The organism is Flavobacterium sp. (assembly GCF_965277525.1).
Classification (GTDB): Bacteria; Bacteroidota; Bacteroidia; order Flavobacteriales; family Flavobacteriaceae; genus Flavobacterium.
Genome location: NZ_CBDIDC010000002.1, coordinates 884874 through 899435, shown reverse-complemented (window position 1 = coordinate 899435; position 14562 = coordinate 884874). Strand labels below are relative to the sequence as shown.

Annotated in this window: 7 protein-coding genes; 4 read left to right on the top strand and 3 right to left on the bottom strand. The window is 34.7% G+C overall.

Going from position 1 to position 14562, the window contains the following annotated elements:
* Nucleotides 1-6 precede the first annotated feature (6 nt).
* Together ACQY44_RS05885 and ACQY44_RS05880 are read right to left on the bottom strand one after the other, a co-directional pair.
* Nucleotides 7-3336 (bottom strand): RHS repeat domain-containing protein, encoded by a 3330-nt coding sequence (locus ACQY44_RS05885; protein WP_428229466.1) that lies wholly within the window; start codon nt 3334-3336, stop codon nt 7-9.
* A gap of 460 nt (nt 3337-3796) precedes the next feature.
* Nucleotides 3797-7183: a glycosyltransferase gene (locus ACQY44_RS05880; RefSeq protein ID WP_428229465.1), complete on the bottom strand. Its 3387-nt coding sequence runs from the start codon at nt 7181-7183 to the stop codon at nt 3797-3799.
* A 232-nt stretch (nt 7184-7415) separates the two neighbouring features.
* On the opposite strand from ACQY44_RS05880, the gene ACQY44_RS05875 reads away from it, so the two are divergent.
* Complete coding sequence (locus ACQY44_RS05875; RefSeq protein ID WP_428229464.1) at nt 7416-10040, top strand: phosphatidylglycerol lysyltransferase domain-containing protein; 2625 nt, start codon at nt 7416-7418, stop codon at nt 10038-10040.
* A 292-nt stretch (nt 10041-10332) separates the two neighbouring features.
* Here the strand turns inward: ACQY44_RS05875 and ACQY44_RS05870 are convergent, their stop codons facing one another.
* A complete protein-coding gene (locus tag ACQY44_RS05870; RefSeq protein ID WP_428229463.1) occupies nt 10333-11109 on the bottom strand; it encodes a polysaccharide deacetylase family protein in 777 nt (258 codons plus the stop codon).
* Between the two features lie 445 nt (nt 11110-11554).
* Between ACQY44_RS05870 and ACQY44_RS05865 the strand changes: the two genes are divergently transcribed.
* Genes ACQY44_RS05865 through ACQY44_RS05855 form a run of 3 tightly spaced genes read left to right on the top strand, consistent with a single transcriptional unit; the run spans nt 11555 to nt 14556 of the window.
* Nucleotides 11555-12472, top strand: a complete 918-nt coding sequence (locus ACQY44_RS05865) for a bestrophin family protein (RefSeq protein WP_428229462.1) — start codon at nt 11555-11557, stop codon at nt 12470-12472.
* Nucleotides 12473-12506: 34 nt separating this feature from the next.
* Entirely contained in the window at nt 12507-13199 is a 693-nt protein-coding gene (locus ACQY44_RS05860; RefSeq protein WP_428229461.1) for a response regulator transcription factor, read from the top strand.
* Nucleotides 13189-14556: a HAMP domain-containing sensor histidine kinase gene (locus tag ACQY44_RS05855; RefSeq protein WP_428229460.1), complete on the top strand. Its 1368-nt coding sequence runs from the start codon at nt 13189-13191 to the stop codon at nt 14554-14556. Before ACQY44_RS05860 ends, ACQY44_RS05855 begins: the two co-directional genes overlap by 11 nt.
* Nucleotides 14557-14562 lie beyond the last annotated feature (6 nt).

Sequence of the window (14562 nt, the reverse complement as noted above, 5' to 3'; positions counted from 1 at the left end):
TTTGGTTTATTGTTTGTAGTTGTATTGGTTCTGAGATAATAGGTTGTCGTTTTTGTCTTTTACAAATTGCAGTCTTCCAAAAGCATCATAGGTATAAGTTATTTTATCTCCTTTAGGATCTGTTATAGTACTTACACCAACAAGGGGAATGTGAGTGTAAGTAGTGATCATGGCATTTACAAAAGAGGCATCATTACGCAATGCATTAATGGCATCGAGATTGGTTTCGTTTAGTACACTTACATTCGAAACACCTAAAGCACTTGCTATTTGGGCATTTGTAGCATTTTCTATTTTGGCAACAGGCAATGTTTTATTATATCCCCAGATAACGCTAACTGGTATGCCGTTTTCCAGTGTATATTGAAGAATATTTCCAGATGCATCATATAGGTCATAGCTGATTTTTTTTTCTAAATTTCTGTTGTCAAGTATAGTAGGTAAAACGTTAGGAAATTTAGCGGTATAAATTTTGCCTGGCAATAATAAGTTACTTGTCGCTGCACTTCTGTCATAAATAGTCAGTTGTTCTGATAGTTTATTGGTTCCGTTGTAAGTTTCATAATCAAGAGGAATTGCAATCATATTTTTGTCTTTCATCTCATTTACAAAAGGCTGAGCAGCCATTTGAGAATCTTTAGCATAAAAAAACTTTTTTTCTAAAGTTTTACCTTCCGAACTAAAAGTAACTTGAGAAGTTAATTGTGAGTGATTAAGATTTTCATAATTATAATTTGTAGTTGTAGTTACAGGATTATTGCCATTTAAATCATAAGTTGTTTTTACCTGTTTAGTCATATATTTTCTGACAGAATATAATTTGTAATATCCTAATTGAAATTTTGATGGGATACACACGCCTGGAGTACAACTAAAGTTGCTGGCCAGTGTTGTAAGTTTTAAACCGATACAATAGTTATATCCGGGAAAAGTGGGATTAAAAAATTGCCCGTTATAATTGCTAAAGTATTCGTATGAATTTTCTTCTATTTTATTAAAACTGCCATTCGTAAAACTGTAATCAATTTTCTCAATTAAATCACCTCTCAAAAAGTCTAAGCTTGTTGATGGAGTTATTGGCCACTGAGAATAAAAATTATTATCATTAGGGGTAAAATTATATTTAAAAGTTGTATATACATTTGCTTTATTATTCTCATCATAAATCTGTACATCAGTATACATTATGTGATAACCATTTAAATTACTTAATGGTTCAACAATTTTATTTTGTAAAACAGTATAATAATGTGCTACAACTTTTGGAAATATTCCTATACAGCAATTTTTTATTTTAGTTTCGATGAAACTATTTCTCGGAGTAGTTAATACTTTTCCTGATGACTTCGTAGGATTTTCATTACTGGTATAAGTGTATTTTTTTTTCAAAGATGGTTCTAGATTTCCCTCTTTATCAAAAGAAGTAATTTCTTTAATTCTTAATCCTCCAATACTATAGTTGCTATATATTATCTCATTACTGCTCTCATACCATGAAAAAGTTGCACCACCTCCCTCAGTAACACCGCTTACATATAAAGTATAAAGTCCTGGTGACAAATTATAAATATATTTACCCTGATTACTACATCCGGGTAATTGAAAATAGGATTTAGTCTGATGGTCATAAAGACTGAGGTCTACCCAATCAGTACTTGTTGGCGCGCCGCTATTGATATAACAAGAATAATCTACTACTCCATTCCAAATATTCTTAATTTCAAAGGTTTTAACAAGATTTTGTATTTCATTTGTCTGTCCATCTATTTCTTGTCTTCCATTAAGATAAAGACTTTCATTCCTTCTTGTTGGTGGTGATGTTTTGCTTTCAAAAATATTATTTAATTCATATTCAAATCTTGTTACCCCACCAGTTGGATATTTAATTTGTTTTAATACACCAGATAAAGTTGAATCTAAATCGGGTTCTCTGTTTACTCCATCAGGATTAAATATTGGATCATATCCAAAATCACCTCCGGTATTATAATTAAATCTATTCCAATTGTCATAACTGGTAGATAATCTCCCAGGCATTAGTATTGAGTAGTATGGATTTATTGGTGAGTAATATTGAAATGAGTAAGGTTCAATATTGTTTTTTACAACGGACTCCAGTTTTAATCTGTAGGAGTTCATTAAATCTATATTTGTTTGACTAATACAGGGCTGATAATTGTTCAAATTAAAATAAGAATAGTTAAAAACAAATTCATTTATTTTTACTGAGTTGTAATCGGATACTTTAATTTTTTTTAATGCAAAATCACCAGTCGTTGAAGGTGAATAAGAAGATAAGCCTGAAGTAGGAGGTAAATCAAGTCTTGGGCAATTTTCATAGATAAAATCAATACTTTGACTATTTGTAACTATTTTGCTGATTGATTTTCCTCTAATAAAAGTAGAGCTTTCAATCGTTTCCTTTATTTCTAAAGGGAAAGAATCAAATTGTCCTAAATTGGTGCAGCCAGTTGCTTCATCAAGACCTAAAAAAGGTCTTTTTTTCCAGGTTTTTGAAGCTGGATTTTTATATTCGTAATTATAATCATTGTAGGTGAAAAATATTTTTTCGTTTTCTGGAGTTTCAATTTCTGTTAAATAGTATGAATACGAATCTGTTTCTCCGGAAGTCGCACCTGTGGACGGAAGAGTTGTAAAACTAATCCACCACATAGCCTTATTTAGAGATGAAGTACGGTAAGTGTATTTAACCCCCATTTCATCATAGATAATTATTCCGCCTAGATCTCTTACAATTTTAACATCTGATTCAGGTATTGTATGAGCTACATTATTGTTATCAAAAAAAAACTTACCATTTTTATCACCAGCACTGTAAAAATAAATATCAGGCTCAGAATCGATATCACTACCACCGGAACCTAATGAAAAATTTTGTAAAAGATTATAATCTTCATTTGTAATTATATTACAGGAATTAGGAACATCTTCCGGATGTAGCTCTCTATCTTGCGGTATATGATATCTGTTGTTAAGGTTGTCAGGTTTACCAATAACGTCCTGATAAATCATTCCTCCTGCGTTTAGCGACCATCCTAGTCCTATTTTACCTGCAACTTCATCTATTATTATACCTGAGGAGTGATAACTAATATTAATTGGCAGGGAATATTTTTTTAATTTAATTTCATGAATTGGAATGGTTATATTAGGAATTCCTGTAGTATTTGAGACTGGAATTTCTGTATATTTAAATAAGGCACTTACATCAGGAGGTAATGGGCTAATTTTGGGAGGCTGAACACTTGAAGAATTTTCCTGCGAATAAGTATTATTTATAAGAAAAGAAAGTAAAAGTAAAAGTTTAAATTTCATAGATGTTATTTTTGTAATGAGAGATTCTGATATTTGATTGTAAATTTTAAAAAAAAAGAAGGAATTATGGTGCTAATTGTTTCCGGTATTTTACTGGCATTTAACATATTAGCGTTTTTATTATGATATTCAAGCATTATAATCTAATTTTTTTGTAAGAATTGCACAATAATAATTATAAACTTTCAGGAAACAATTAAATACTTAAGGAAAATATTAACAAAAATATTCCTTATTGTTAACAATCTTTTTTCTAACAAATAATAAATTATACCTGACAAAAACCATCCAGGATTTGGGCTTCTCTTATTTATCCTATCATGAATGGGATTATATACAATTCGTTAAATTATTGATTCCTTAAAATTATCCACATAGTAGAAAAATTTGATTCACTAATTATTTCTTACAAATAATTAGTGAATCAAATGATAAACTCCTATAAAAATCTAAATGAATATTATGAATCTAATGACCCAACATTTCCGGTTCTCTTTAGGACTCCCCAGCTTTGGCTTTCCCCTTTTATGGCTCTACGAATGGCTCTGAATAAGATCACGTACATCAGCTGACGGTATACAAATCGTTGTGGTATGAGCCAGATGAGCTTACTTATTTTTTCTTTCTCGAATATAAAAGCGATTAAACTGACCATCATGTCTACTAACATAAAAATTAGGTAATAAATGCCTATTTTATAAAGACTGTCTACATCATTATGATTCCATATTAAACTTACGATCAGAATTAAATCTGCCAATGGGGCAAAAATGGGAAGTACAATCTGAAAAATCAATACGTTAGGCAACGAAACCATTCCGAGGCCTTTGTATTTTGGGTTAAAACAAGCGTCACGGTTTTTCCAGAACGCCTGCATGATTCCGTAACTCCAGCGAAAACGCTGCTTCATAAACTCATTGAGCGTCTCAGGTGCTTCTGTAACCGCCACAGCTTCAACACAATTGACAATGCGATACTTATTTCGCAGAATCCTGATCGTCAAATCACAATCTTCTGCCAGTGTATCTGTTGTAAAACCACCTGCAATTTCGATCGCTTCTTTCCTGAAAGCGCCAATTGCCCCGGGAACAACTGTAATTCCGTTAATTAAGTCAAAAGCCCTTCTGTCAAAATTTTGTGCTGTCGTATACTCGATACTTTGCCATTTGGCCAACATCGTATTTTCATTCCCTACTTTTACATTTCCGGCAACTGCCCCTACTTGTTCTTTAAACTGTAATCTAAAACACTTCATTAATTGCGAAAGTGCATCTGTTTTTAGTTGTGTATCGGCATCAATACACACTACAAAATCACTTTGTGTTATGGCAATCCCGTGATTAAGTGCTGAGGCTTTACCTCCATTGGGTTTGGTGTATACTTTTACTACATCATGATTTTTAAAAGCTGCATCTACTTTATTATATGTACCGTCTTTTGATCCGTCATCAACAAAAATAATATCAAAATTGGGGTAATCCTGTCGCAGTAAATTATGAACTGTTTTCACGGCATTCACTTCTTCGTTATACGCAGGTACTATGATACTTACCTTTGGATCGGTTTCTCCTTTGGTACTGTAAGGTACGGGATGTTTGTAATCTTTCCATTTTTTCAAAAAAGCCATAACGGCCATTAACAAAATACGGAAGAATCCCAGCAGGATCGCAATCCAGAAAACTGCTGTGATAAAATTACCAAACCAATATCCCAGGTCAAAAATGATGTTATCGATCGTCATCATGTTCCCTTTGGCCTTGGGCATAATTTCGTCCCTGGTTTTGCCTAATAAATTAGAAACGGTAGTAAACTGAACTCCTTTGTCTTTAAAATACTTGATAATTCGGGGTAATGCTTCTACTGTTGCCTGCCTGTTGCCGCCCGCATCATGAAGGAGGATAATTCCTTTTGTGGGATCCGCTTCATATTCCCTGATGACTCTGTTGTAGATGCTGTCTGCAACCACTCCTTTTTCCCAATCGTTAGGATCAATACTTTCTCCCACTGTATAATAATTCTGTGCTTTACTCAAGGCAACAGGTCGTAGTTCTGCTTCTGTTGTTGGTTCTGCATCTGCATTATACGGAGCCCTGAAAAGTACTGTACTTCGTCCTGTCACGGCTTCAATTAGTAATCGTGTGGTTTCCATCTCGGCAGAAGCCCTTTCTTTGCCGACCAATGCAATGTTGGGATGCGTAAAGGTGTGGTTGCCGATCTCATGCCCATCGGTATAAATTCTTTGCAAAAGCGGAATATTATTCTCTCCCTGAAGTCCTACTACGAAAAAAGCAGCATGAATTTTCTCGCGCTTCAGGATATCGAGTATTTGTGGCGTATAAGTAGGATCGGGTCCGTCGTCAAAAGTTAAAATTACCTGATTGTGCACGTTGCCAAACTTGCTTATTACATATTTTGTGGGTAGCTCCAGGTATTTTTCCTCGGTAATAATCGATTCATTCGGATCGGTCTGCAATTTGATTCTACCCGGTTGCGGGTCTGTCAGGACGTTCAGTATTTCTCCTTCGCCTATATAATCAGGGGTCGAAAAGCTCATGTGTACCTTCTCTAGTCCGCTAAAATTAAAGGGGGTTTTGGCAATGCTTTTATTCGTTAAACTTCTATTGTAATAATGCCATAACCTGCCGTCTTCGCTGCCCAACCTCCATAATGCAGTTCCGGCAGTACCGTATTCATCTGCAAAACGAATGGTATTAAAATTAGTCGCAGCATCCGTAAAATAAACCTGATGCTTCTTGCCTCTTCCGTCTGTGTAACTAAATGAGTTATTGTAACTGTTATCGTTAAAAGTAATAGTCGCACCATATTGCTTTGCGAGAGACAATGCCTCATCGTACGTCACGGTTACGGCTTCTTTATTTTGCTCCCAATCGTAACCATAACCGGCAAAACACAGGATGATTTTATTCGACGGAATTTCTTTGGCGACCTGATCCAGAATTCGCTCTGTCCATTTTTGACTGCTGATCGCACCCGGAACACTTCCGCTGTAATGCTCATCATAGGCCATCAAAAACATATAATCATTGTATTTTGATAGTGCTTTTATATTAAAATCATCATCGTTCGCCATAATATCCTGCGTAACGAGCAATCCCAGTGGATGCAATTTTTCATAAAGTTCTTTTTGAAAAGCGATGATAGGCTCATCACTATTCTCTTTAAACTCTTCAAAGTCAATATTGATTCCCTGAAGATTGTATTTTTTAAGGTTTTTAACGATATCACTGATCAGTCTTTCCCTTTTTAAATTGTCGTGTAAAATGCGGTGAATCATATCGCCGTCAAACTCTCCTTCTCCTTTTGATTCGTTTATATTATTGATTAACGGAACAATCTTAATACTGGCTTTTTTCATTACTTTCAAAGCTGCAGTATCAATTTCTGTACGAAGTAAATCGGTTTTGGGATCTAAGAAAAACCATTCCGGAACAACCATATTGAGTTTACCAATATTCTTTTGAAGCGAAAACAAACTTTGCGGATCCCAGTCTACATAAAAAGCAGCACGAATCTCGGGGAAATCAATTCCCTGATTTTGCTTTTTTAGTTTTTCCATTTTTGTTTTGGATCTCAAAAAACTATTAAACCCTTTGTATTTTATAAGTTCTTTTGCAGTAAGTGCTACAGGAACGCTTGGATTTACTAATTTTTGTGTTGAAGTATCATTCCCTAATATGGGCAACAAAGGTTTTAGTCCCCTCTGCAGGGTAAGGATAAAAATAGGAATCAGCATCAGGACCAGAAAAATAATCAGTCTTGTTGACCATTGAAAAGTTCTCCAGCGTAATTTCGTTTCAGTTTGAAATACTTGTTTTTTATTATCCATAGTTTTCAGTACGATTGATGGATAAATGTACATTAAAAATTTGATTCAATAGTACGCTCTAAAATGAAATAATGATTTTTTATCTTACAAAAAAACACACTGATTTTTAATAGATAATTCTCCCTGATTTTTGCGGATTAATTTATAAATATCTGATTTCAAACAAAAAAATCATCGCAAATAAGAAATTAATATAGTATTTTTATCACAAAGTAAAACAAGTGCTATTCCTATGAAAGAAATAAAAAACACCAATACCACTTTAAGCTTACTACAAAAAAAAATAGTTGCTTTCTTTTCTAAAAATGGCAAGCTGACCGGTCAGATCTTCCTTACCCTAATTTTTGTTTTCATTGGTATTTGGTTTATCAAAGGCGAACAAAACGAATTGTATCAAATTAAAAATAGCATTCGGGCGGCTCAGCCACAATGGGTATTGATTGCTTTTCTTGTCACCCTTCTCTACCTCTCTTTGCAAGGATTGATGTATGTACTGTCCTTTTCTGCCATTAATGCTAAAATAAGCTGGAAAGATGCCAACATTTTATTCTTAAAACGCAATTTTATCAGCGTTTTTATTCCGGCGGGAGGCATTACTTCCCTTTTCTTTTTTACGGACGCTTTATTAAAAAAAGGTACGACAAAAACAGAAGTTCATCTGGCATCAGCGCTATACGGATTTGTAGGTATCGTTTCTGTTATACTTTTGGCGATTCCATTGTTTCTGTTCTCGCTGTTAGACGGAACCATCGGGATTGATGAATGGCTTGTTTTAGGTCTTGTCATCATCATTATCCCATTGTTGGTTCTTTTGTTTAACTCTTTACTTCAGAAAGGCAGATTCTACAGGCTGCTCTTAAAAAGTTTTCCCAAAACAGAACCTTTTCTAATTGATCTGCAGGAACAGAAAATAAACCGAATTACCTTTTTTAAAATCGTAATGTGCTCTCTGGTCATCGATGCTGTTGGTGTTGCACATGTTTACATTGCCATGAAAGCCCTTCAGTTTGAAGCTTCTCTTTTTGCTGCAACAATGGCGTATGTAGTGGCGGTGATTTTTCTTATTATATCGCCTTTTTTAAGAGGTTTAGGTGCTGTAGAAGTTTCTATGGCATATCTATTAATTCGTTATGGTTTTAATAATATGGAAGCTGTTGCCATAACACTTTTCTATAGGGTTTTCGAATTTTGGCTTCCTTTGCTTGCAGGAATAATACTGTTTCTTTCGAAAATCCGGAAACTTTTACTGCGTGTGGTACCGGCCTTACTTTTACTTACGCTCGGAATCATCAATATCATCTCTGTTGTAACACCTGCAATTCAAAGCAGACTTATTACTCTGGAAGATTTCCTGCCCATAGAAGCCATTCATACCTCTAACTACCTGGTATTGACAACGGGTCTGTTTTTATTGGTTACTGCAGCTTTTATGCTAAAAGGGTTACGCATGGCCTGGTGGTTTGCCATACTTTTATCCGGAATTTCTTTGATTGGCAATCTGACCAAAGCAATTGATTTTGAAGAATCAACTCTTGCACTTCTGGTCATCTGTGTTTTGATTGCGACAAGAAAAGAATACTATGTAAAGACAAGTCCAAAACTTGGTATCATTGGTTTGCAAACTTCATTATTAAGTATTCTGGCCGTTTTGATTTATGGTGTTTTAGGGTTTTATTTCTTTGATAAAAAACACTTTAACATCGATTTTAGTTTATCGGAATCTATTCGTTATACACTTCAGAATTACTTTCTTGTGGGAAGTGATAACCTGCACCCAACGGGAACTTTTGCCATGCATTTTTTGATTTCACTCAAAATTAGCGGATTGCTGTCTTTTGGATTTTTAATTTATACGCTGGTAAAACCTTCTATAATAAAAAATACGACTACTCCGGAGGAAAAAGAAACCGCTGCGCAACTTATAAACAGTTACGGAAACTCAAGTCTCGATTATTTCAAAACCTATTTTGACAAATCATTTTTTATTTCAAAAAGTAAAAATGCCTTTCTCTCCTATCGGTTATCGGGAAATTTTGCTGTTGTTCTGGAGAATCCGGTTGGCAGTAATCCTCAGGAAAAAGAACTTTGTATCGTTGAATTTGACACTTTTTGTTATGAGTTTGGATTAAGAAGTATTTATTACCGAATACCTGAAACAAGTTTAAAGACCTACACGAATCTGGGTAAAAAATACTTCTTTCTGGGACAGTCGGCCATTGTTGATCTTCAGGAATTTCATCTGGAAGGCCAGAATAGAAAATCATTACGAAATTCACTAAAAAAAATAACCGATCTCGGTTTGCAGGCTATAATCAATGAAGCTCCTGTAAAAGATGGTTTGCTACAACAAATTAAAGCGGTTAGTGACCAATGGCTTTTGGAAACTTCGAGAAAAGAAATGCTTTTTTCTCAGGGTATTTTCTTGTGGGAAGAACTCAAAAACCAAACCATCATTACGGTAGAAAATAGTGAGGGAAAAATTCTTGCTTTCCTGAATGTCATTCCGGATTATGCCCAAAACGAAGGCACGTATGATTTGATCCGAAAGACAGATGATGCACCAAACGGCATCATCGATTTTATGATGGTGGCGCTTTTCAATTATTTTAAATCGAAAAATATTACTTACGTTGATCTTGGCCTGGCTCCTATGAGCGGAATCGAAAACCCGCAGACTATTCAGGAAAAATCAATGAAATATGCCTATGAAAGAGTACGATCATTTTCGCATTACAAAGGCCTTAGGGATTTCAAGGACAAATTTTCTCCTTCATGGTACAATCAGTATATTGTTTTTACGGATGATTATGATTTACTTCAGATTCCGCGAATTTTATCGAAGGTGATAAAACCTTAAAAAAAGGCCACTCCCGATAGCTGTCGCATATAAAGAGTACAAAAACTACTACTCGACATGAAAAAGAATTTAGCCACAGATTAAGGGATTAAAATGATTTTAAAAATTTGTAAAATCATTTTATCCTGATAGTTATCGGGAATGGAAAAAGTGTTTCCGCAATCATGTCCCTTCGGGGAACGAGAAATCTCCACTAGGAGCCAGATTGGATTTTCGTTGCAGTTACTTGTGGAGATTTCTCGTTCCTCAAAATAACAAATTTGGTGGTATACTTTGGCAATGCACTTTGTTATTATTCCGGAAGTAAATTATCTAAATCATTTAACTTATAGAATTTAAGGTCGTTAAGTTTCATGTATTTACAAATAAACTCTAACGTTTCTATTTTGGTCTGATAATTTTCGGTTACGTTGACCACGGGTTTATGACCGCATAAAAGCAAAATTTTATTGTGTTTCTTCGCATAATCCAATAATTCCAGCACATACGGAATGCTAAAATGAATGTGACTGTTGTCAATATCAAATGCAAATACAATTTTTGAATTATTAAAATAACTGTCCTGTTTTTCAGGTGCTTCTCCTCCAAAGGCTCTTCCTCTTATAATTTTAAAATCATCAGAAAGGGCTTTGTCAAGAGCATCAGATCTTTCTCCGTAAGGATATGCAAAAGTCGTGACATTAAATCCTAACCTTTTCATTGAAATGATCATAGGGTCTATTTCCTGCCTCATATACTCGTCTATTCCGTTTTTCTGAACAAACTTAACGGCATTGTAATGGTGGTATCCGTGTGCTGCGATTTCATGACCTTCTTTTTGCATTTCAAGAAGTTTTTTAAGTTGTGGCGCCCCAATAGAATCGATACGGCAAACATTAAAAGTAGCTTTCCATCCGTATTTTTTCAATGCCTGATCTGCCTGATACCATTCGTCTACATAAGCATCATCAAAAGATAAAATCACACCTGCTTTATAGGGTTTTGGTTCTTTTTTTTGCTTTTTAGTTTCGCAGGAAATAAAAGTTAAGAGCATTAAAAATAACACGGTTCTGGTAAAAAATAGCTTCATAAATGTAAATTTCGATTAAGAGAAAGACGCTGTAAATTCAAAATGAATAATACCTTCTTTATTTTAATTTGAAAGATACATATTTCCTAAGTATTAAATTTATTTTCTATCGTATTTATTTAACAAAATAACCGGTCATTTTGTGATCAGATTTTATTTTATCAATAAAATGATTTCATGATATTATCTGCTGAGTCGCTTATAATTGTACAAAAAACAAACTACAACAAACACAAAATGCTTTGTCTGCCTGAAAAAAGACATCCTGCTTTACTGATTTTTAAATTACAGAATTTATAATTCGTAAATTCACTTCAAATACGAACAAAAGCCTCTAAATGATTTAAGGGCTTTTGATGTTTAGTGATATTTTAATTCTTCATTATTTTTTGCAGGAGATTCTACATTTTACTTACTTTTATCACAACAAATTTAATCACAATCAATGATTATCAAGAAAAAGGATACCTGGTTTAAAATGCTCTTTGAATGGAAAGGTTCCGTTTTACCACAACTTCTTCCAAGACTGTTGTTATTACTGTTGTTTTCTTTTTCAGTAGTCTATTTTAAACCTTACCTAATTGAATATAATCTCCATATAAATCCTGCCATTTTTACGCTATTTGGGATTGCGCTTGCTATATTTCTTGGTTTTAGAAACAGTGTGAGTTATGATCGTTTCTGGGAGGGCAGAAAACTTTGGGGAGCATTACTCAATGATACCAGATCTCTTGCCAGGCAAAGCATCACACTTATTCATGATACAGCGTATGATGCCAAACGCGGGAACTTCACTAATTTATTGATCGCATTGGTATACAGTCTCAAACATCAGCTTAGAGAAACGGATCCTGATGCCGATCTCAATCGATTATTACCAAAGGAATTTGCAGACCAACTCAAAACAATACAATACAAGCCCATCATTATTTTACGAGAATTAGGCATTTGGGTCAAAAGTGCCAAAGCAGAAAATAAAATAGACAGCGTTACACAATTGGCTTTTGAAGAAAACCTGAATAAGATCTCTGATATTGTAGGTGGCTGCGAGAGAATCGCCAGTACTCAAATTCCCTATACGTATAGTGTCTTATTGCACCGAACAGTTTATATTTACTGCTTTTTACTGTCTTTTGGTTTTGTAGAAACAATGGGATGGATTACGCCTTTTATCATCGTTTTTATAGCATACACTTTTGTTGCACTTGAGGCGATTGCGGATGAATTAGAAAATCCATTTGGGCTACAACCTAACGATCTTGCCTTAGATACCATGGCACAAATGATTGAAAATACGCTCTTAGAGTTAAACGGTAAAAAATTAAATCCGATAAAAAACGCTAATGACTATTGCATTACTTAATTTATGATAGTAAACACACAAATTATTTCCGGTTATGAATAAAGTATTATTAGTCGAAGACGATCCACGGGTTGCTTCGTTTATTACCAGAGGTCTTGAGGAACATCTTTATGAAGTCAAAACGATTACCAAAGGTTTTGAAGCCATAAAAGAAGTAATGGAGAATGATTATAATATTATTATTCTCGACATTATGTTACCCGATATCACCGGATTTGAAGTTTGTGAAGTTTTAAGAAGCCGAAAAATAATCGTGCCTATTCTTATCCTGAGCGCACTTGACACACCACACGAAAAAGTAAAAGGACTGCAATCCGGAGCCGATGATTATCTGGCCAAACCTTTTTTGTTTGAAGAATTATTAGCGAGAATAAACGCGCAGCTTCGTCGTGCGGAATTCAGCACCGGAATTCTTGATTTTCAGTCGTATGCCGGAGTCGAAATCAATATGAAAGAACAAAGCGCTTCGAGAGACGGAAAAGAACTCAACCTTTCTTCGAGAGAATTGAAGCTTTTGATCTTTTTTATGAAAAACCGTGAGAAAGCTTTATCCCGAATCGCCATTGCCCAGGCCGTATGGAATATCGATTTTGATACGACATCTAATACTGTAGATGTATACATTAATTATTTACGCAATAAAATAGACAAAAACTTCCCTACTCCACTGATTCACACTATAAAAGGAACAGGATACATGCTCAAACAAAAGAGTCATGAATCTTAAGCATAAGTTAGCAGGCAATTCTACTTTGCTCTTTGCTTTTATTGTCGGGCTTCTTATGGCCGGGTCTTTCTTACTGTTCAGAAGTCATATGAAAGATCTTTATTTTGATAATCTGGAAGATCACGCCATGACAACGGCGCTTTTTTATTTTGAAAAAGACGAAATCAAAGAACTGAATAACGCTCGTTATAAACAAATTGAGCTTCAGTACAAACGAATCAATAATGAAGCCATACGGGTTTATGATGCCAAAACCAAAAAGCTTTTTGTACAGGATAATATAAATGTTACGCTGAATGATCATTATCTAAATGAAATCATAAAAAACAAAATACTGCCCTTTACTATAAAAGACAGACAGTTTGTTGGGCTGTTTTATAAAGACAATCAGGGCGATTTTATCATTGTAGTTTCAGGAATCGATCACGCCGGAAATAGACAATTGGAGATTCTTGGTTTTATGTTTATTCTGTTTTATCTGGCAGGAATTCCCCTCAATTATCTTTTGGGAACCTTTTTAGCCAGACAAACTTTCCGTCCTTTTGAAGAAGTCATTGCTAAGGTAAACACAATCACAACCGAAAATTTACATTCGAGATTAGAAATACCGCAGACCAGTGGCAAAGATGAAATCAAAGAATTGGTTACCACGTTTAATTATCTTCTGGAAAGATTAGAGAGTGGCATTATGATTCAGAATAACTTTCTGAAAAATGCTTCGCACGAATTAAAAACGCCGCTGACTATTATCATTGGTGATATTGACGTTTCATTGCAACAGCCCAGAACCAACGAACAATATGAGAAAATCTTAAAATCGCTGCGTAAAGATACTTTACATCTTAAAGCAACCTTAGACGGCCTCCTGGTATTATCAGGACTGGAACTTTCTGAACCGCAACAAATGGAAATAGTCCGAATTGATGAAATATTATGGAATGTTCTCGAAAAGAAAGCCATTGAATATCCGGAATCTAAGGTCTCCGTAAATTTGAATGCCATCGCAGATCATGAAGATTTGCTTTCTGTTTATGCTAACAAGCACATGCTTTTTATTGCTTTGTATAATATATTGGACAATGCTATTAAATTCTCGGCTCCGACTCCGGTTGACGTTTTTGCCCTTTCCAGCGAAGGAAAACTTGTGATAAAAATTACAGATCAGGGTCCCGGAATATCAGATAGTGATAAAGAATCTATTTTTGATCTCTTTTTCAGAAGTGATACTACACGGCATATTCAGGGACAGGGATTAGGGCTTTTTATCACAATGCAAATACTCAAGCTTCACAACATTACTGTAATAGTCGATTCTGAACCCGGACAAGGAACTTCATTTTCTTTGGTATTTCCGTAAAGGATT

Coding starts and splice junctions, on each gene's coding strand:
- ACQY44_RS05885 (WP_428229466.1), bottom strand. CDS start 3,336: ATGAAATTTAAACTTTTACTTTTACTTTCTTTTCTTATAAATAATACT.
- ACQY44_RS05880 (WP_428229465.1), bottom strand. CDS start 7,183: ATGGATAATAAAAAACAAGTATTTCAAACTGAAACGAAATTACGCTGG.
- ACQY44_RS05875 (WP_428229464.1), top strand. CDS start 7,416: ATGAAAGAAATAAAAAACACCAATACCACTTTAAGCTTACTACAAAAA.
- ACQY44_RS05870 (WP_428229463.1), bottom strand. CDS start 11,109: ATGAAGCTATTTTTTACCAGAACCGTGTTATTTTTAATGCTCTTAACT.
- ACQY44_RS05865 (WP_428229462.1), top strand. CDS start 11,555: ATGATTATCAAGAAAAAGGATACCTGGTTTAAAATGCTCTTTGAATGG.
- ACQY44_RS05860 (WP_428229461.1), top strand. CDS start 12,507: ATGAATAAAGTATTATTAGTCGAAGACGATCCACGGGTTGCTTCGTTT.
- ACQY44_RS05855 (WP_428229460.1), top strand. CDS start 13,189: ATGAATCTTAAGCATAAGTTAGCAGGCAATTCTACTTTGCTCTTTGCT.